This is a genomic window from Variovorax paradoxus (assembly GCF_024734665.1).
Taxonomy (GTDB): domain Bacteria; phylum Pseudomonadota; class Gammaproteobacteria; order Burkholderiales; family Burkholderiaceae_C; genus Variovorax.
On the sequence record NZ_CP102931.1, the window covers coordinates 2,051,881 to 2,068,063 of the forward strand.

General features: G+C 67.6%; 17 protein-coding genes. 8 read left to right on the top strand and 9 right to left on the bottom strand.

Features of this window, described 5'->3' with window-relative positions:
- Positions 1 to 3: 3 nt before the first annotated feature.
- On the top strand, positions 4 to 255 hold the full coding sequence (moaD, locus tag NWF24_RS09595; RefSeq protein ID WP_258353973.1) for a molybdopterin converting factor subunit 1: 252 nt from the start codon (positions 4 to 6) through the stop codon (positions 253 to 255).
- Here the strand turns inward: moaD and dapA are convergent.
- Positions 242 to 1,138 carry a 4-hydroxy-tetrahydrodipicolinate synthase gene (gene dapA / locus NWF24_RS09600; protein WP_258353974.1) on the bottom strand — a complete coding sequence of 299 codons (897 nt, stop codon included), beginning with the start codon at positions 1,136 to 1,138 and terminating at the stop codon, positions 242 to 244. The genes moaD and dapA overlap by 14 nt on opposite strands.
- 255 nt (positions 1,139 to 1,393) lie before the next feature.
- On the opposite strand from dapA, the gene NWF24_RS09605 reads away from it, so the two are divergent.
- Positions 1,394 to 1,954 (top strand): molybdenum cofactor biosynthesis protein MoaE, encoded by a 561-nt coding sequence (locus tag NWF24_RS09605; protein WP_258353975.1) that lies wholly within the window; start codon positions 1,394 to 1,396, stop codon positions 1,952 to 1,954.
- A 6-nt stretch (positions 1,955 to 1,960) separates the two neighbouring features.
- Here NWF24_RS09605 and NWF24_RS09610 read toward each other — a convergent pair whose 3' ends face one another.
- Positions 1,961 to 2,956 carry a Bug family tripartite tricarboxylate transporter substrate binding protein gene (locus NWF24_RS09610; RefSeq protein WP_093077650.1) on the bottom strand — a complete coding sequence of 332 codons (996 nt, stop codon included), beginning with the start codon at positions 2,954 to 2,956 and terminating at the stop codon, positions 1,961 to 1,963.
- 140 nt (positions 2,957 to 3,096) lie between these two features.
- Here NWF24_RS09610 and clpB point away from each other — a divergent pair, with 140 nt between their 5' ends.
- The 4 genes from clpB (at position 3,097) to arfB (ending at position 7,763) form a co-directional block, all read left to right on the top strand.
- Positions 3,097 to 5,718, top strand: a complete 2,622-nt coding sequence (clpB, locus tag NWF24_RS09615; protein WP_093077649.1) for an ATP-dependent chaperone ClpB — start codon at positions 3,097 to 3,099, stop codon at positions 5,716 to 5,718.
- A gap of 9 nt (positions 5,719 to 5,727) precedes the next feature.
- The gene (locus NWF24_RS09620) at positions 5,728 to 6,057 is read left to right on the top strand and encodes a hypothetical protein (protein ID WP_256216808.1); all 330 of its coding nucleotides are present in this window, start codon (positions 5,728 to 5,730) and stop codon (positions 6,055 to 6,057) included.
- A 109-nt stretch (positions 6,058 to 6,166) separates the two neighbouring features.
- Entirely contained in the window at positions 6,167 to 7,351 is a 1,185-nt protein-coding gene (locus NWF24_RS09625; protein ID WP_258353976.1) for an acetyl-CoA C-acyltransferase family protein, read from the top strand.
- 4 nt (positions 7,352 to 7,355) lie between these two features.
- Positions 7,356 to 7,763: an alternative ribosome rescue aminoacyl-tRNA hydrolase ArfB gene (gene arfB / locus NWF24_RS09630; RefSeq protein WP_093177098.1), complete on the top strand. Its 408-nt coding sequence runs from the start codon at positions 7,356 to 7,358 to the stop codon at positions 7,761 to 7,763.
- On the opposite strand, the gene NWF24_RS09635 is transcribed toward arfB, so the two are convergent.
- Complete coding sequence (locus NWF24_RS09635) at positions 7,732 to 8,265, bottom strand: hypothetical protein (protein WP_258353977.1); 534 nt, start codon at positions 8,263 to 8,265, stop codon at positions 7,732 to 7,734. The two genes, arfB and NWF24_RS09635, sit on opposite strands and share 32 nt — an antisense overlap.
- A gap of 128 nt (positions 8,266 to 8,393) precedes the next feature.
- Between NWF24_RS09635 and NWF24_RS09640 the strand changes: the two genes are divergently transcribed.
- Positions 8,394 to 8,975 (top strand): DUF3299 domain-containing protein, encoded by a 582-nt coding sequence (locus tag NWF24_RS09640; RefSeq protein ID WP_258353978.1) that lies wholly within the window; start codon positions 8,394 to 8,396, stop codon positions 8,973 to 8,975.
- A gap of 26 nt (positions 8,976 to 9,001) precedes the next feature.
- On the opposite strand, the gene NWF24_RS09645 is transcribed toward NWF24_RS09640, so the two are convergent.
- The 4 genes from NWF24_RS09645 to NWF24_RS09660 all read right to left on the bottom strand — a co-directional run bounded on the left by NWF24_RS09645 (position 9,002) and on the right by NWF24_RS09660 (position 13,607).
- Positions 9,002 to 9,886 carry a LysR substrate-binding domain-containing protein gene (locus NWF24_RS09645; protein WP_093051019.1) on the bottom strand — a complete coding sequence of 295 codons (885 nt, stop codon included), beginning with the start codon at positions 9,884 to 9,886 and terminating at the stop codon, positions 9,002 to 9,004.
- A gap of 13 nt (positions 9,887 to 9,899) precedes the next feature.
- Positions 9,900 to 11,621 carry a SulP family inorganic anion transporter gene (locus NWF24_RS09650; RefSeq protein ID WP_258353979.1) on the bottom strand — a complete coding sequence of 574 codons (1,722 nt, stop codon included), beginning with the start codon at positions 11,619 to 11,621 and terminating at the stop codon, positions 9,900 to 9,902.
- An 82-nt stretch (positions 11,622 to 11,703) separates the two neighbouring features.
- On the bottom strand, positions 11,704 to 12,156 hold the full coding sequence (locus NWF24_RS09655) for a DUF2501 domain-containing protein (RefSeq protein ID WP_258353980.1): 453 nt from the start codon (positions 12,154 to 12,156) through the stop codon (positions 11,704 to 11,706).
- A gap of 95 nt (positions 12,157 to 12,251) precedes the next feature.
- Positions 12,252 to 13,607, bottom strand: a complete 1,356-nt coding sequence (locus tag NWF24_RS09660; RefSeq protein WP_258353981.1) for a M20/M25/M40 family metallo-hydrolase — start codon at positions 13,605 to 13,607, stop codon at positions 12,252 to 12,254.
- Positions 13,608 to 13,731: 124 nt separating this feature from the next.
- Here NWF24_RS09660 and NWF24_RS09665 point away from each other — a divergent pair, with 124 nt between their 5' ends.
- A complete protein-coding gene (locus tag NWF24_RS09665) occupies positions 13,732 to 14,640 on the top strand; it encodes a LysR substrate-binding domain-containing protein (RefSeq protein ID WP_258353982.1) in 909 nt (302 codons plus the stop codon).
- Here NWF24_RS09665 and NWF24_RS09670 read toward each other — a convergent pair.
- Together NWF24_RS09670 and NWF24_RS09675 are read right to left on the bottom strand one after the other, a co-directional pair.
- Complete coding sequence (locus NWF24_RS09670) at positions 14,637 to 15,845, bottom strand: beta-ketoacyl-[acyl-carrier-protein] synthase family protein (RefSeq protein ID WP_258353983.1); 1,209 nt, start codon at positions 15,843 to 15,845, stop codon at positions 14,637 to 14,639. The genes NWF24_RS09665 and NWF24_RS09670 overlap by 4 nt on opposite strands.
- The gene (locus NWF24_RS09675) at positions 15,842 to 16,084 is read right to left on the bottom strand and encodes an acyl carrier protein (RefSeq protein WP_093050999.1); all 243 of its coding nucleotides are present in this window, start codon (positions 16,082 to 16,084) and stop codon (positions 15,842 to 15,844) included. Before NWF24_RS09675 ends, NWF24_RS09670 begins: the two co-directional genes overlap by 4 nt.
- Positions 16,085 to 16,183: the final 99 nt, after the last annotated feature.

Genomic DNA, 16,183 nt, shown 5'->3' on the forward strand with positions numbered 1-16,183 from the left:
CGCATGAAGGTCCAGGTCCGTTATTTCGCCTCGGTGCGCGAGGCACTTTCCAGCAGCGGCGAAACCGTCGACACGCGAGCCGAAACGCTGTCGGCCCTGCGCGACGAACTCATCGCCCGGGGCGGCGCCTACGCCACCGCGCTTGCGCGCGGCAAGGCGGTGCGCATGGCGCTCGATCAGGCCATGAGCGACGAGGCCGCCACCTTGAGCGAAGGCTGCGAAGTCGCTTTCTTTCCTCCCGTCACGGGCGGTTGAGCCGGGCGTCCAGCGCCACGAGGCGCTCGCGCAGGTCGTCGGATGCGCGGGTCATCGGCGAGCGCAGCTCGTCGCGCATTTCGCCCATGTGCGCCAGTAATGCCTTCAGCGGGCCCGGGTTCGGTTCGGCGAACAGCATCTCCACCAACGGCTGCAGCGCCTGCCATTCGGCGCGCGCCTCGCCCAGCCGGTTCTCCGACAGCAGCCGCGCCAGCCGCACGAAGCGGCGCGTCTGCACGTTTCCGCTGGCCGCGATGGCGCCCACGCCGCCTTCGGCCATGGTGCCGAAGATCTGGTGGTCTTCGCCTGTCAGCACCTGCAGCCGGCCGTCGGCGATCACCGCGCGCGTCTTGGCCATGTCGCCGCCGCAGTCCTTGATGCCGCGAATGCGCGGATGCTCGGCCAGCGCCAGCAGCGTGTCGCGGGCGATGGTGACGCCCGTGCGGTAGGGGATGTCATAGACCAGCACCGGCACCGTGCTCGCATCGGCGATCGTGCGGAACCATTCGAGCAGGCCGGCCTGCGAGGGGCGGATGTAGTTTGGCGCGGACACCAGCAGGCCCGCCAGCGGGCGTTCCGAGAGCTTGCGCGCCCAGGCCGTGGCCTTGCCCAGGTGGTAGCCGGAAATGCCCATCACGACCGGCAGCCCGCAGGCCGTTTCCAGCACGGTGTCGAGCACGGCCAGTTGCTCGGTTTCGTCGAGCGCGGCGGCCTCGCCCGTGGAGCCGCAGGGCACGAAGCCCGTCACGCCGTCGTCGGCGAGCCGCCGGGTCAGCGTGGCGAGGGCGGCATGGTCCACCGTGTCGTCGCGGAACGGGGTGACGAGGGCCACCCAGAAGCCGGAGAAATCAGGGATGGTGGAGCTTGGTTGTTGTTGAGGCACGCGGGTTTCCTTTCAGGAATCGACCGATGGAAAGAACCACCGTCCGATGCGCGCACAACCCAAGAGGGGCCAAAGCCTTTTGCAGGTTCCGTCGCTCATCCGACGACGGAACCTCGGCTCCGGTCAGACGAGCTTTGGTTTTTTGGCTTTGTTGCTGCCTTGGCGCGCGCGGCGGCCTTCGGGGTGCGAGGGCACCGGGAAGAGCGTGGCGGGACAAGGCATTGCGACAGTCTATCGCGATGCCACAATTCGGACATGAGCGTTGCGCGTGTTTCGATCCAGACGGCCGATTTCGACCTTTCGCAGGAGGTCGCCGCGTTGCGCGACGGCGACAAACGCGTGGGCGCCGTCTGCAGCTTTGTGGGCACCGTGCGCGACAGAAATAGTGCCCCCACGCTCGGCACTGGCGTGTCCTCGCTGCCCCCCGAGGGGGCGCTTTCGCCTTGGGGCGGCCCGGCGGCGAAAGACGACGGCGGCACCATCACCTCGATGGAGCTGGAGCACTACCCCGGCATGACCGAAAAGGCCATCGAAGCCATGATCGACGAGGCGCACAAGCGCTTCGACATCCTCGGCGCGCGCGTGATCCATCGCGTGGGGCTGCTGCAGCCGCTGGACCAGATCATGATGGTGGCGGTGGTGTCGGCGCACCGCGGCCAGAGCTTCGAGGCCTGCGAGTTTCTGATGGACTACCTCAAGACCCAGGCGCCGTTCTGGAAGAAAGAGCAGACGCCCGAAGGCGCCCGCTGGGTCGATGCACGCGTGGCCGACGACGCGGCGCTGGCGCGCTGGGGCATCAGCGCCCCGAACGCCTGAAGACGCTCAGAGGGGCTTGAAGCCGCTCGCCTGGATGATCCGCTCCCAGGTCTGCGTATACGTGCGCACGCGGCCCGCGAACTGGCCTTGCGGCTCGTAGCCCACCGTCAGCCCCATCGTCGTGAGCTTCTGCTTCACGTCAGGCATTGCCAGCACCTTCTGCAGCGCATCGCCGTACTTGTCGATGATCGGCTGCGGCGTGCCCACCGGCGCGAAGATGCCGTAGTAGGGCAGGTCTTCCAGGTTCGAGAAGCCCAGCTCGGTGAAGGTCGGCACGTTCGGAATCACGGCCTGGCGCTTGGCGCCGATGGAGGCCACGATGCGCACCTTGCCCGCCTTGTGGTTTTCGATGAAGTCAGGCACCGAGGCGATGCCTGCGGTGATCTGGTTGCCCAGCATGTCGGCCGTCATCGGCGCGCTGCCGCGGTAGGGCGCGGGTTGCACGTCGATCTTGTACTTGTCCGAGATCATCTTCACCAGGAACTCGGGGATCGACGCCGGCGCCGGGATGCCGATGGTTTCCTTGCCGCCTTTCTGCGTGCGGACCCACTTCACGTACTCGTCAATGCTCTTGGCCGGCGTGCCGCCCGACACCGCCAGCACGTTGGCGAAGGTGGCGAAGCCGGCCACGGGGACGAAGTCGGTGGCGGGGTTGAAGCCCGGGTTCTTCACCACCTGCGGCAGGATCGAGATGGTGTGGTCGTGCGACAGGAACAGCGTGTGGCCGTCGGCCGGCGAAGACTTCAGCACCGTTGCAGCAATCTGCCCGCCCGCACCGGCGCGGTTCTCGACCACCACGGGCACGCCCAGCACGTCCTTGAGTTTTTCGCCCAGCGTGCGTGCAATGGCGTCGGTGCCGGCGCCGGCGGGGAAGCCCACGAGCAGGCGGATGGGGGTGCCGCTTTGCGCTTGCGCAAGGCCGGACAGGCCCATGGCGGCTAGAAAGAGGCCCACGCTGATCGCCCGGCGCACCGGTTGAACGCGCTGCATTGAAAAAACCATGATCGACTCCATTCGAGAGAGAGAAATGCCTACGGGCAGGGGAAACGGATCTTGTGCAATAGCCGTGCCCACGGCACCGGCGTGGCCGGCAGCCTTGAATCGTGCCCGAACAGCCCTATTTTGGATGCAGGAATACCACCATGCGACAAGACAAACTCACCACCAAATTTCAGGAAGCGCTGGGCGACGCCCAGACGCTCGCGCTGGGCAGCGACAACGCCTACATCGAACCGGCCCACCTGCTGGTCGCGATGCTGCGCCAGGACGACGGCCCGCGCGCCCTGCTGGAGCGTGCCGGCGTCAACGTGCCCGGCCTGACGCAAGCGGCCGAGGCCGCCATCAAGAAACTGCCGCAGGTGCAGGGCCACGACATCGTCCAGGTCGGCCCCGAACTGGGCAAGCTGCTGCAGGCCACCGAAAAGGAAGCCCTCAAGCGCAATGACCAGTTCATTGCCGGCGAACTCTTCCTGCTCGCGCTGGCCGACAGCAAGGCTGACATCGGCAAGACCGCCCGCGAAAACGGCCTGAGCCGCAAGTCGCTCGAAGCCGCCATCGACGCCGTGCGCGGCGGGCAGGGCGTGAACAGCGCCGATGCCGAAGGCCAGCGCGAAGCGCTCAAGAAATACACCATGGACCTGACCGAGCGCGCCCGCCTGGGCAAGCTCGACCCGGTCATCGGCCGCGACGAGGAAATCCGCCGCGCCATCCAGGTGCTGCAACGCCGCACCAAGAACAACCCCGTGCTCATCGGCGAACCCGGCGTGGGCAAGACCGCCATCGTCGAAGGCCTCGCACAGCGCATCGTTGCGGGTGAAGTGCCCGATTCGCTCAAGGGCAAGCGCGTGCTGTCGCTCGACATGGCAGCGCTGCTGGCGGGCGCCAAGTTCCGCGGCGAATTCGAAGAGCGCCTGAAGACCGTGCTGAACGAACTCGCGAAGGACGAAGGCCAGACCATCGTCTTCATCGACGAACTGCACACCATGGTCGGTGCCGGCAAGGCCGAAGGTGCGATGGACGCGGGCAACATGCTCAAGCCCGCGCTTGCGCGCGGCGAGCTGCACTGCGTGGGCGCCACCACGCTCGACGAATACCGCAAGTACATCGAGAAGGACGCCGCGCTGGAGCGCCGCTTCCAGAAGATCATCGTGGGCGAGCCCAGCGTCGAAGCCACCATCGCCATCCTGCGCGGCCTGCAGGAAAAATACGAAGTGCACCATGGCGTGCAGATCACCGACCCGGCCATCGTGGCTGCGGCCGAACTGAGCGACCGCTACATCACCGACCGCTTCCTGCCCGACAAGGCCATCGACCTGATCGACGAGGCCGCGGCCAAGATCAAGATCGAGATGGACTCCAAGCCCGAGGTCATGGACCGCCTCGACCGCCGGCTGATCCAGCTGCAGATCGAGCGCGAAGCCGTGCGCCGCGAAAAGGACGAGGCCTCGCAGAAGCGCTTCGGCCTGATCGAGGACGAGATCGAGAAGCTGCAGAAGGAAATCGCCGACTACGACGAGATCTGGCAGGCCGAGAAGGCCCAGGCCCAGGGCAGCGCGCAGGTGCGCGAAGACGTCGACAAGATCAAGTTCCAGATCGAAGAGTGGAAGCGCAAGGGCGACTTCAACAAGGTCGCCGAGCTCCAGTACGGCCAGTTGCCCGCGCTCGAAAAGCGCTTGAAGGAAGCCGAGGCCAACGAGGCGAACAAGGGCAAGTCCAGCGCGCCCACGCTGCTGCGCACGCAGGTCGGCGCGGAAGAAATCGCCGAGGTCGTGGCGCGCGCCACCGGCATTCCGGTTGCCAAGCTGATGCAGGGCGAGCGCGACAAGCTGCTCGTGATGGAAGACAAGCTGCACGAGCGCGTGGTCGGCCAGGACGAGGCCATCGGTGCGGTCGCCAACGCGATCCGCCGCTCGCGCTCGGGTCTTTCAGATCCGAACCGCCCGACCGGCTCGTTCCTGTTCCTCGGCCCCACGGGCGTGGGCAAGACCGAGCTGTGCAAGGCGCTCGCGGGCTTCCTGTTCGACAGCGAAGACCACCTGATCCGCATCGACATGAGCGAGTTCATGGAGAAGCATTCGGTCGCCCGCCTGATCGGCGCGCCGCCGGGCTACGTGGGCTACGAGGAGGGCGGCTACCTCACGGAAGCCGTGCGCCGCAAGCCCTACAGCGTGGTGCTGCTCGACGAGGTCGAGAAGGCCCACCCCGACGTGTTCAACGTGCTGCTGCAGGTGCTCGACGATGGCCGCCTTACCGACGGCCAGGGCCGCACCGTGGACTTCAAGAACACCGTGATCGTGATGACGAGCAACATCGGCTCGCCCATCATCCAGGCCATGGTGGGCAAGCCTTCCGAAGAGATCAAGGAAGCGGTGTGGGACGAGCTGAAGAACTACTTCCGCCCCGAGTTCCTGAACCGCATCGACGAGACGGTCGTGTTCCACGCGCTCGACGCGAAGAACATCGAATCGATCGCCGCGATCCAGCTCAAGGTGCTGAAGGCGCGGCTCGCGAAGATGGATCTGGGCCTGGAGGTGTCGCCGGCGGCGTTGGCAGAAATTGCCAAGGTCGGCTTCGACCCGGTGTTCGGCGCGCGACCGCTGAAGCGTGCCATCCAGCAGCGCATCGAGAACCCGCTCTCGAAGCTGTTGCTTGACGGCAGCTTCGGGCCGAAGGACACCATCGAGGTCACGACCGACCCGATCCAGTCGCCGGGCAAGTTCTCGTTCGCCAAGGCCGGGGAACCAACGGCGGCGGCTTCGGCCTAAAGTTGGATGATGAACTTCATTTTTCGCGTCATTCTTCTGCTCCTGGGGCTGGTTTTCGCGGCCAGCCTGGCTGTGGCGGTCATGCTGCTGGCGGCTGTGTGGGGTGTGCGCTACGCCTGGGGGCGTCTCACGGGCAAGCCCGTGACGCCTTGGGTCATGCGCTTCAATCCGCGCTCGGGCTTCGATAAATTTCGTAATGCGGCACAGCCGGCCGAGCCGACCGCCGCCGACGTGGCCAATGCGCGGGCACGCGGCGAATCGGTGGAGCGCCCGGTGCGCATTCGCGGCAGCGCCAGCGACGTGACCGACGTGTCGCCGAAGTCGGTCTCGCGCGGCTAAGCCGCCGCTATTTCAGGCGCGACAACCCGTCGCGCCGTTCGCCGTCAGAATCGTCCTCCCGCAGCCGCCGCTGAATGCGGCCTTCGCTTTCATTCAGGAGAGACATTCAATGACCTCGCGAGACATCTTCGTGGTCGGCGCCGCCCGCACCGCCATCGGCACCTTCGGCGGCGCGCTGAAGGACGTGCCCAACACCCAACTTGCCACCACCGCCGTCAAGGCCGCCATCGAGCGCAGCGGCGTCGCGGCCGATGCCATCGGCCACGTGGTGATGGGCAACGTGATTCCCACCGACGTGAAGGACGCGTATCTCAGTCGCGTGGCGGCCATCGACGCGGGCTGCCCCATCGAGACGCCGGCCTTCAACGTCAATCGCCTCTGCGGCTCAGGCCTGCAGGCCATCGTGTCGGCAGCGCAGGCCATTGCGCTGGGCGACTGCGACATCGCCATCGGCGGCGGATCGGAGTCGATGAGCCGCGGCCCGTATTTCGACACCTCGGCGCGCTACGGCGCGCGCATGGGAGACGCGGTGCTCGTCGACTACATGCTGGGCATCCTGCACGACCCGTGGGAGAAGATCCACATGGGCATCACCGCGGAGAACGTGGCTGCGCGCTATGGCATCACGCGCGAGCAGATGGACGAACTGGCCGTGAGCAGTCAGCAGCGCGCGGCAGCCGCCATCGAGGCGGGCCGCTTCAAGGAGCAGATCGTTCCGGTCGAAGTGAAGACGCGCAAGGGCGTCGTGCTGTTCGACACCGATGAGCACGTGCGCGCCGACACCACCGTCGACGCGCTCTCGAAGATGAAGCCTGCGTTCAAGAAGGACGGCCTCGTCACTGCCGGCAACGCCTCGGGCATCAACGACGGCGCTGCCGCCGTGGTGCTGGCAAGCGGCGAAAGCGTCAAGGCGCGGGGCCTGAAGCCGCTGGCGCGCCTTGTCGGCTACGCGCACGCCGGTGTCGAGCCCGCATACATGGGCATCGGCCCCGTGCCAGCCACGCGCAAGGTGCTGGAGCGCACCGGCGTGAAGGTGAGCGACTTCGACGTGATCGAGTCGAACGAAGCCTTCGCGGCGCAGGCCTGTGCGGTCATCAAGGAGCTGGGCTTCGACCCGGCCAAGGTGAACCCGAACGGCTCTGGCATTTCGCTGGGCCATCCGGTGGGCGCGACCGGCGCGATCATCACGACGAAGGCGATCGCCGAATTGCACCGCACGGGTGGCCGCTACGCATTGGTCACGATGTGCATCGGCGGCGGGCAGGGCATTGCCGCCGTCTTCGAAAGAGTCTGAGCACATGCTCCGCCCACCCATCCTGATCGATCCCGACGAGGTCGACTTCAGCGCCATCCGGGCGCAGGGTGCGGGCGGGCAGAACGTCAACAAGGTGTCGAGCGCGGTGCACCTGCGCTACGACATCCACGCCAGCTCGCTGCCGGCCGACGTGAAGGAGCGGCTGCTCGCGCTGCGCGACAGCCGCATCACGCAGGAAGGCGTGTTCGTGCTCAAGGCGCAGCAGCACCGCACGCAGGAGATGAACCGTGCCGACGCGCTCGCGCGCCTGCAGGCGGTGATCGACAGCGTGGCCACGCCGCCGCGCGTGCGGCGCGCCACCAAGCCGACCTACGGCTCGAAGCAGCGCCGGCTCGAAGGCAAGAGCCAGCGCGCGCAGATCAAGAACCTGCGCGGGCCGGTGCGGGACTGAGCGCGCCAACGCCGCCGCGCAGCCGGCGGATCTGCAGGCCGACGCCGATCAGGTACAGCACGAACAGCACGCCGGTGATCGCCTTGAGCTCCGGCGCGTCGGCGTTCGGCAGCAGCGGGGCGCCGAGCGGCAGGCGCGTGAGCGTTTCGGTGAAGGCCGGAATCCAGTGGAACAGGAAGCTGGCCGAAAACGCGATGGCCTCGACATAGCGTGCCGACTTGCCGAAGAGCATGCCTCGGCCCGCGAGCGTGCCCACGGCCAGCGCCAGCAGCGTGATGATGCCCAGCACATGCGGCTTGCCGAAGCCGCCGTGCTGGAAGATGCCGAAGCCCGTGAGGCAAGTGAGCACCGTGGTCCACACGAAGACTTGGCCGAGCCCGGTGCGCATCGTGATCTCTTTGTAGCGGAACAGGGCCAGCAGGCCCGCGGCGACGGCGATCAGGCTGATCGCGGTATGAACTGTGCCCAGGGACGTGAGTCCCAGCCATCCTGTCGGTGCCATGCGGATCCCCTCGTTATCGTGGTGCGGCATTCTGGCGCGTTACATCAAATTTGTGGAATCTGGGATGAAATGAGTGCAAAAGGCCCTGCTTTACGGGCCTGAAACATCTCCCAAGCACAATCGTGGTCATGAGAAGGCTCTTTTCGCGCGCCGTGCTGGCCGCGCTCCTGCTGGTGCCGGCCGCGGCGCTCCTGACCGGCTGCGGTCCGGGAGTGGCGGCGCAGCAGACCGCGAGCGCCGCCCCGGCCCCCGAGCTCAAGTGGGAAGAGCTTGTTCCCAAGAGCTGGGACCCGACCAAGCGCTACCGCAACATCAGCCTCGAGGCGCTGCGCGACAACGACCCGCGCGCGATCCAGATGCTCGACGAGATGCGCGCCGTCTGGGATAACGCGCCGGTCAACGTGGCGCTGGACGACAAGCCGGCCAAGCTGGCGGGCTTCGTCGTGCCACTCGACAGCACGCAGGACGGCATCCGCGAATTCCTGCTGGTGCCGTATTTCGGCGCCTGCATCCACACCCCGCCGCCGCCCGCCAACCAGATCGTGCACGTGATCGCGGCTACCACCGTGAAGGGCCTGCACGCGATGGACACGGTGTACGTCAGCGGCACGTTGAAAGCGGCGCGCTATTCGTCGGTGGACATGGGCGTGAGCGGCTACGAGATCAAGTCGGCCGCGGTCGAGCGCTTCGTGGCCAAGCAGCCGCAGTAAGCCGCGGTAATCGCCGGCCGCGCAGCTCAAGCCATGCGCTGCGACAGGAAGTCCAGGAACGACGTGATGCGCGCCGTCAGCTGCGTGTTGCGGTAGTACACCGCGTTGACCGGCTGGCGCACGTCCGCCGTTTCTTTCGCCAGCACCTGCACCAGCGCGCCGCTCGCGCGGTCGGCACCCGTCATGAAATCAGACAGGCAGACGATGCCTACGCCGGCCAGCGCCAACTGGCGCAGCGTTTCGCCGCTCGACGCCATCAGCGTTGGCGCGATGTTCCATTCGTCGCCATGCACGCCGCGCAGGGGCCAGCGGTTCAGCGACTCGGGCTGGGTGAAGCCCAGCAGCGCGTGCTCGGCCAGGTCGGCCACCTTGCGCGGCTTGCCGTGCGCTTCGAGGTAAGCCGGGCTCGCGAGCACGCGCAGCCGGTGCGTACCCAGTGGCCGCGCATGCAGCGTGGAATCGCGCAGCGGCCCGATGCGGATCGCGATGTCGGTGCGGCGCTCCAGCAGGTCGATGGGCAGGTCGTCGGTGTCGAGTTCGAGGCTGATCTGCGGATAGAGCCTTCGAAACTCCGGCACCAGCGGCACGATGGCATGCAGCATGAAGGGCGAGGCCGCGTTCACGCGCAGGCGCCCGGCGGGCTGCTGGCGGCGCGCGGCCATCTGCTCTTCGGCGTCGTCGATGGCATCGAGGATGGCGCGCGTGCGTTGCAGAAAGGCCGCGCCTTCTTCCGTGAGCTCGAGCCGCCGCGTGGTGCGTCGAAGCAGCGTGGTGTCGAGCTTCTGTTCGAGCCGGCTCAGGGCGCGGCTGATGCCCGAGACCGTTTGCGCCAGTTGCTCGGACGCAGCCGTGATCGAGCCCGTGTCCACCACCGTACGGAACGCGACCAGTTCTTCGATGGTGGTCTTCATGGGCACTGGCGGGTCAGGCTTCGGCTTCCTGCGCCACGGGTATGTCGCCGATGCGCGGCATCAGCGCGGCAAGCGCTTCGCCGTCGGTGCGGTAGCTGAACAGCATCGGCCCCGGGGCCAGCAGGCCGGCGCGCTCCAGCACCTGCATCGCGGGCAGCTTCAGGCCGCTCAGGTGCAGGCGGATGCCCTTGGATTCCATCATCCGGCGGATCGAGCCGAACACCTCGGCTCCGGTGATGTCGATGCGATTGATGGGCTGCGCGAACAGGCACACGTCGGTGAGCTCCGGCCGCTCGGCCAGCGCCACGGTGAGCGCGCGTTCCAGCGTGGAGGCCGAGGCGAAGTCGAGTTCCGCGTCCATGCGCAGCGCGTAGAGCTGCGGCGCCAGCGGCGGCAGCTTCCAGAGGTTGCGATCGCGTAGGCTGCCGTCGGGGTGCAGGCCCACTTCGATGATGCGCGGGTGCAGGTGCCGATACATGTAGTGCGCCAGGGCGGCCAGCAGTCCGCCGAGCACGCCCCAGTAGATGCTCGGCGCGGTCGCGATGGTCAGCACGAAGGTGCCGAAGGCAATGCCCGCCTCGATGCGCGAGATGCGCCACAGCGCCGCGAAGCTCGCCGGCTTCACCAGCCCGAGGATGGCCGTGACCACCACCGCCGCCAGCACCGCCTGCGGCACGTGGTACAGCAGCGGCATCAGCCACAGCAGCGCGCCGGCCACCACGACCACGCTGAACAGCGTGGCCCAGCCGGTCTGCGCGCCTGCATAGAGCGTGATCGCCGAGCGCGAGAACGACGAGCTGGTAGGAAACGCACCCGTGAAGCCCGAGGCCAGCTTGGCCAGGCCCTGGCCGATCAGGTCCTGGTTTTCGTTCCACAGCGTGCCGGCACGCGCGTTGTCGACCTTGGCGCTCGACGCGGTTTCAAGAAAGCTCACCAGCGTGATCATCAGCGCCGGCAGCACCAGCGCGCTGAAGGTGCTCACAGGCAGCAGGCCGGGCCAGTAGAACGAGGGCAGGCCCGAAGGCAGGCTGCCCACCACCGCGCCGCCGCGCAGCGCGTAGTCGATGACCCAGCTGATGGCGGCCGCGCCGGCCACCAGCGCCATCGTGGTCGGAAAGCGCGGCAGCATGCGCTTGCCCAGCCACAGCACCGCGATGCTGCCGAGCCCGAAGGCAATGGCCACGAGATCGGGCAGCGGCCCGCCCTGCAGCACTTGCGGAATGGTGCGCCCCGTGAAGCCCAGCAGCGCGGGCAATTGCGAGATGGCGATCAGCACCGCTGCGCCCTGCGTGAAGCCGATGAGCACCGGCGAATTGACCAGCCGCAGCAACCAGCCGAAGCGCCCCGCGCCCAGCACGATCTGGATGGTGCCCGACATCAGCGTGAGCCACACCGCCATTGCCACCCACTCGGCGCTGCCCGCCACCGCCAGCGGCGCAAGCGAGGCGCCGACCAGCAGGCTGGTGAGCGCCGTGGGCCCGACCGACAGCCGCTGCGACGAGCTGAACATCACCGCGATCAGCGCCGGGAACAGCGCCGCGTACACGCCCGTGACCAGCGGCATGCCCGCCAGCGCCGCATACGCCACGCCTTGCGGAATGACCATCAGCGCCACGGTGATGCCGGCCATTGCCTCGTTGCGCAGCAGCGCGGCGGAAGGGCGCGGCCATGCGAGGCAGGGAACCCAGCGCGCGAGGCGCTGGCGCAGGGAGGGAGAGGGGGCAGCCGGGGTCATGGAGATTTGCGGGCGCACTGGGGAAAACTGCAGGCACATGCGCGGTGCGCCGCGCGGGAGCGATGTGGAATGCGGGTCGAAGTCAGATCAGTGAGGTCGCGTTCTTGAGAACGTAGTCGCAGGCCTTTTCCTTCACCTTCGACGACAGGCCCTTGAAGTTCAGCGACTTGCCGTCGCCGCCCTGCAGCAGGCCCTTGGCGCCGCTGGCGAAGCCGGTCTCCTGCTTCTTCTGCCCGGTGATCTTGGCGAGCAGCTTGTCTTTCACCGAGGCCGCGTCGCCGCCCAGGTAGTTGTTCTTCACGCAGTACTGCAGCACGCCGGCCGCGTTGCCCATGGTGCTGGAGCCAATGGCGGGCATCTTGAAGCCCAGGTTGCTGCCGAGGCTGCCGAGCGCGGATCCGCCGGCGCTGCCTTGCGAGTTGGAGGAGGCCGCTTCGCCGGCCTTTTCCTTCAATTGGTCGAGCAGGTCGTTGGCTTGCGCCGAGGCGCCTGCCGCGAGCAGCGCCAGGGCGATGAGGGTGGAACGAGCGTGCATGGTGTCCTCCTGTCGGTAAGCGTGATGGAAAGCGGCCACCAGCATACCGGAGACTTCCATGGGCGCACCCCCTCGGTGCACGCCCGCTTGCCTGCTTACTTCGCGCGGGGCGGGCGCTTCTCGAGCAGGGGCGCGCTGGTGCCTTGCACGCCGACCAGGCCGAGTACCGTCACCAGCGAGTTCTGCGCACCCTTCCAGCCGTCGGTCACGTCGATCCACTCGGACAGCGCATGGAAGCCGCCGGTCTTGCCGCCGCCGCCGATGATGATCGCCGGGATGCCCAGCGACATCGGCACATTGGCGTCGGTGCTCGCGCCCGTCAGCAGCGTCTTGTGGCCGAAGGCGCTGTTCGCGCGCGTGGCGGCTTCGACGATGACGGTGTCTGATTGCGTGCGACCGCCCGGACGGTCGCCGATGAGCTTGGTGCTCACGCTCAGCGTGCTCACGTTCCAGCGCTTGTTTTCCTCGACCACGGCTTCGTCGATGGCGGCCAGGATCTTCTTCTCGGTTTCGAGCAGCGGCGCCATTTCGTCGGAGCGGATGTCGACTGCCATGCGCGCATCCGGCGCGATTGTGTTGACCGAGGTGCCGCCGCCCACGGTGCCGACGGTGAACGTCGTCTTCGGGAAACTCGGCGTGCGGATGTCTGCGATCTTGGCGATGGCGCGGCCCATGCCGTGGATGGCGCTGGGCACCTGGCCGAAGGCTCCGTAGCTGTGGCCGCCCGGGCCCTTGAAAGTCACTTCGTAGCGGTGGCTGCCCGTGCCCAGCATCAGCACCGAGCCGTCTGGCGCGGGCTCCAGGCCGACCATGCCGTCGATGTCGAGGTTGTCGCGGAAGATGGCCTTGATGCCGCGCAGGTTGCCGAGTTCTTCTTCGCCCACGTTGCCCACGAACAGCAGATCGCCCACCGTCTGAACCTTGTTGTCGTTCAGTACCTTGAGCCACGACAGCAGCACCGACAGGCCGCGCGTGTCGTCGGAAATGCCGGGCGCGTAGAGCTTGCCATCGCGCTCCTTCACCTTCACGTCGGTGCCGGCGGGGAACACGGTGTCGAGGTGGGCCGAGATCAGCAGCTTCGGGCCGTTGCCCGTGCCCTTGCGCAGGCCGACCACGTTGCCTTCGGCGTCGATCTTCGCGTCCGTCAGGCCAAGGGCCTTCATGCGCGCGAGGAAGGCTTCGGCGCGCTTCTGTTCCTTGAAGGGTGGCGCCTCGATCTCGGTCAGCATCTTCAGGTCTTCGACCGAGCGATCGTGGTCGGCCTTGACCGCGTCGAGCAGCTTCTGGATGGCGGGTGAGGCCATCAGCTGTGTGTAGGCCTTGTCCACGTCGGGCCGCACCTGCGTGGGTGTGGCCGCGACGCTGCCGCTCTGGGCGTGCGCGAGGCCGGCGGCCGCGGAGGCCAGGGCAATAACGAGCGGGGCGAGGCGAAGCGACACGGGGCGGGGCATGGTGCGGGGATGTCCTTGTAGGCGAGTAACGCCGACGCGGCGTCTTCAGCGATTCTTACGGCTGTGTTAGCCGAGTGCTCTGGTTTAATCTTCGGCGTCGTCAGTTTTTCTAACAATGCTCACCATGCGCCGCCACATCCCCAGCACCCGCGCGCTGCTGATCTTCGACGCCGTGGCTCGCCACCATGGCGTGGGCAAGGCCGCGGAGGAGTTGTGCCTCACGCACAGCGCGGTGAGCCAGCAGCTGCGGCTGCTGGAAACCCAGATTGGCGTGCGACTGGTGCAGCGCACGGCGCGCGGCACCGAGCTCACCGAGGCCGGACGTCGCTATCACGGGCAGATTTCAGGCGACCTGCTGCGGCTGCAGAACCACACGCTCGAAGCCATGGCACAGCGCACCGACGGCCTGCGCCTGCTGGTGGGTGCGGTGCCGGTGCTGGCCGAGGGCTGGCTGACGCCGCGGCTGCCGGAATTCATCGCGCGGCACCCGGGCTGCAGCCTGCACCTGCAGGTGTTTCCGACGCACCTCTACATGGAAGACATGTCCTTCGATGTGGGCGTGCAGTACGACGATGCGGTGTGGCCCGGCGCGAATGCGCTGCCGTTGATGGGCGAGTCGTGCGTGGTGGTGTGCTCGCCACAGGCAAAGGGGCGAACGGCCATGGCGCGGGGCGATTTCCGCGCAGCGTCGCTGCTGCAACTGCGCACGCGTGTGGGCGCCTGGGAAGAATGGTTTGAGCAGACGACACATGCGCAGCGGCCCGAAAACCTGGTGACGGGGCACCGCTTCGACCTGTTCTCGTCGCTGGTCGCGGCAGTGCGCGCCGACCTGGGCGTGGGGCTGGTGCCCGAGTACTTCGTCGAGCGCGAGTTGCGTTCGGGCGAGCTGGTGCTGGCCTGCCCGCATCGGGCGCCGTCGAGCCGGGGCTACAGCGTGTTCGTGGCGCCGAGCCGCACGGACGATCCGCTGGTCAGCGCTTTCGTGGCGTGGCTGTGCGCGGCGGCCGCACTGCCAGAAACCTCGCCTGCCTAGGCGCGGCGGAAGAGCAGCACGGAGTTCGTGCCGCCGAAGGCGAACGAGTTGCTGATGGCGGCTTCGAGCGATGGTGCTGCCGCGTCGTCTTGCGTCACGAGGTTCAGCCTGCAGTCCGCGTCGATCTCGCGGCAGTTCGCGTTGGGCGGCAGTTGCCGCTGGTGCAGTGCCAGCACGGTGATGAGCGCTTCGAGTGCGCCCGCCGCGCCCAGCAGGTGGCCATGCAGCGCCTTGGTCGAACTCACGCGCAGCGTGTCGAGCTCGTCGCCCCACACCTCGGCCAGCGCATTGCGCTCGACCACGTCGCCGATGCGCGTGGCCGTGCCGTGGGCGTTGCAATAGCCCACGTCGCGCGGCTGCAGGCCGGCCTGGCGCAGGGCGGTGCGCAGCGCGCGGGCCTGGCCCGGTGCGTCGGGCTTGGTGAGGTGGGTGGCGTCGCTGCTCAGGCCCCAGCCGGCCAGCGTGGCGTAGCTGCGGGCGCCGCGTGCGCGTGCCCGCTCGGCGGATTCGAGGATCAGGAAGGCTGCGCCTTCGCCGAGCGCAAAGCCGCTGCGGTCGGTTGCGAAAGGCCGCACCGCGCCGGCCGCTTCGCCGGGCTGGAAGGTGGCCAGCGTCTGCATGGCCTGCCAGGCCACGACCACGCCCGGCACGATCAGCGCTTCGCTGCCGCCGGCAATGGCGATGTCGACCTCGCCGCGCTGCACGGCCTTGGCCGCTTCGGCAATTGCGGCCGAAGAAGAAGCGCAGGCGACCGAGTAGGTGAGCACCGGGCCCTGAACACCCTGGCGCATTGCCACATGGGCGGCCGGCGCGTTGGGCATGAAGGCGGGAATGGTGAGCGGCGACACGCGGCCATTGCCGCGGTAGGCCGCTTCGAGCGCTGCGGCGCCACCCATGCCGCAGCCGGCAAAGACGCCCACGCGCTCCGGGTCAGCGTCGGCAACGGCCAGGCCCGCGTCGCGCATCGCCATGTCGGCGGCGGCCACGGCCAGCTGGCTCACGCGGTCGACGCCCGCGAGCTGCAGCTTGGTGAACCAGCGGGTTTCGTCGAAGGCCACGGTGGCCGCGGCGGCCGGCTTAGGCAGATCCGCAAAGATGGGCTGGATGGCCGATCGGCCATCCAGCAGGGCCTGGAACAACGCGTCGGGCTCGCCGCCGTGCGGCGCCATGACACCCAGTCCGGTGACGGCGACCTCGTGGTTCACGCGACTTTCGCGGCTCGTACCTTGTCGACCAGCAGCGCGAGTTCGGCCAGGGTGTCGATGCTCGCGTCCTCGTCGGGCATGGTGATGCCGAAGTGGTCTTCGATGGCGAACAGAAACTCGGCGAGGGCCAGCGAATCGAGTCCGCCGGTTTCCCGCATCGAGGCGTGGGGGTCGAGCTTCGACGGTTCGATGCCGTACTTCTCGTGGATCAGGTCCTGCAATTCCTTCAGCGAACTCATCGTGCAATGCCTGTCGTCATGTGCCGTTGATCGATTGCCACCGTGTGGTGGTTGCCATTGAATCGATCCCTTCCTCGTCGGCCAGTGGTGAGTGTGGTC

Coding starts and splice junctions, on each gene's coding strand:
- NWF24_RS09625 (WP_258353976.1), top strand. CDS start 6,167: ATGACCTCGCGAGACATCTTCGTGGTCGGCGCCGCCCGCACCGCCATC.
- moaD (WP_258353973.1), top strand. CDS start 4: ATGAAGGTCCAGGTCCGTTATTTCGCCTCGGTGCGCGAGGCACTTTCC.
- NWF24_RS09655 (WP_258353980.1), bottom strand. CDS start 12,156: ATGCACGCTCGTTCCACCCTCATCGCCCTGGCGCTGCTCGCGGCAGGC.
- clpB (WP_093077649.1), top strand. CDS start 3,097: ATGCGACAAGACAAACTCACCACCAAATTTCAGGAAGCGCTGGGCGAC.
- NWF24_RS09660 (WP_258353981.1), bottom strand. CDS start 13,607: ATGCCCCGCCCCGTGTCGCTTCGCCTCGCCCCGCTCGTTATTGCCCTG.
- NWF24_RS09610 (WP_093077650.1), bottom strand. CDS start 2,956: ATGGTTTTTTCAATGCAGCGCGTTCAACCGGTGCGCCGGGCGATCAGC.
- NWF24_RS09640 (WP_258353978.1), top strand. CDS start 8,394: ATGAGAAGGCTCTTTTCGCGCGCCGTGCTGGCCGCGCTCCTGCTGGTG.
- arfB (WP_093177098.1), top strand. CDS start 7,356: ATGCTCCGCCCACCCATCCTGATCGATCCCGACGAGGTCGACTTCAGC.
- NWF24_RS09605 (WP_258353975.1), top strand. CDS start 1,394: ATGAGCGTTGCGCGTGTTTCGATCCAGACGGCCGATTTCGACCTTTCG.
- NWF24_RS09635 (WP_258353977.1), bottom strand. CDS start 8,265: ATGGCACCGACAGGATGGCTGGGACTCACGTCCCTGGGCACAGTTCAT.
- NWF24_RS09650 (WP_258353979.1), bottom strand. CDS start 11,621: ATGACCCCGGCTGCCCCCTCTCCCTCCCTGCGCCAGCGCCTCGCGCGC.
- NWF24_RS09620 (WP_256216808.1), top strand. CDS start 5,728: ATGAACTTCATTTTTCGCGTCATTCTTCTGCTCCTGGGGCTGGTTTTC.
- NWF24_RS09665 (WP_258353982.1), top strand. CDS start 13,732: ATGCGCCGCCACATCCCCAGCACCCGCGCGCTGCTGATCTTCGACGCC.
- NWF24_RS09675 (WP_093050999.1), bottom strand. CDS start 16,084: ATGAGTTCGCTGAAGGAATTGCAGGACCTGATCCACGAGAAGTACGGC.
- NWF24_RS09645 (WP_093051019.1), bottom strand. CDS start 9,886: ATGAAGACCACCATCGAAGAACTGGTCGCGTTCCGTACGGTGGTGGAC.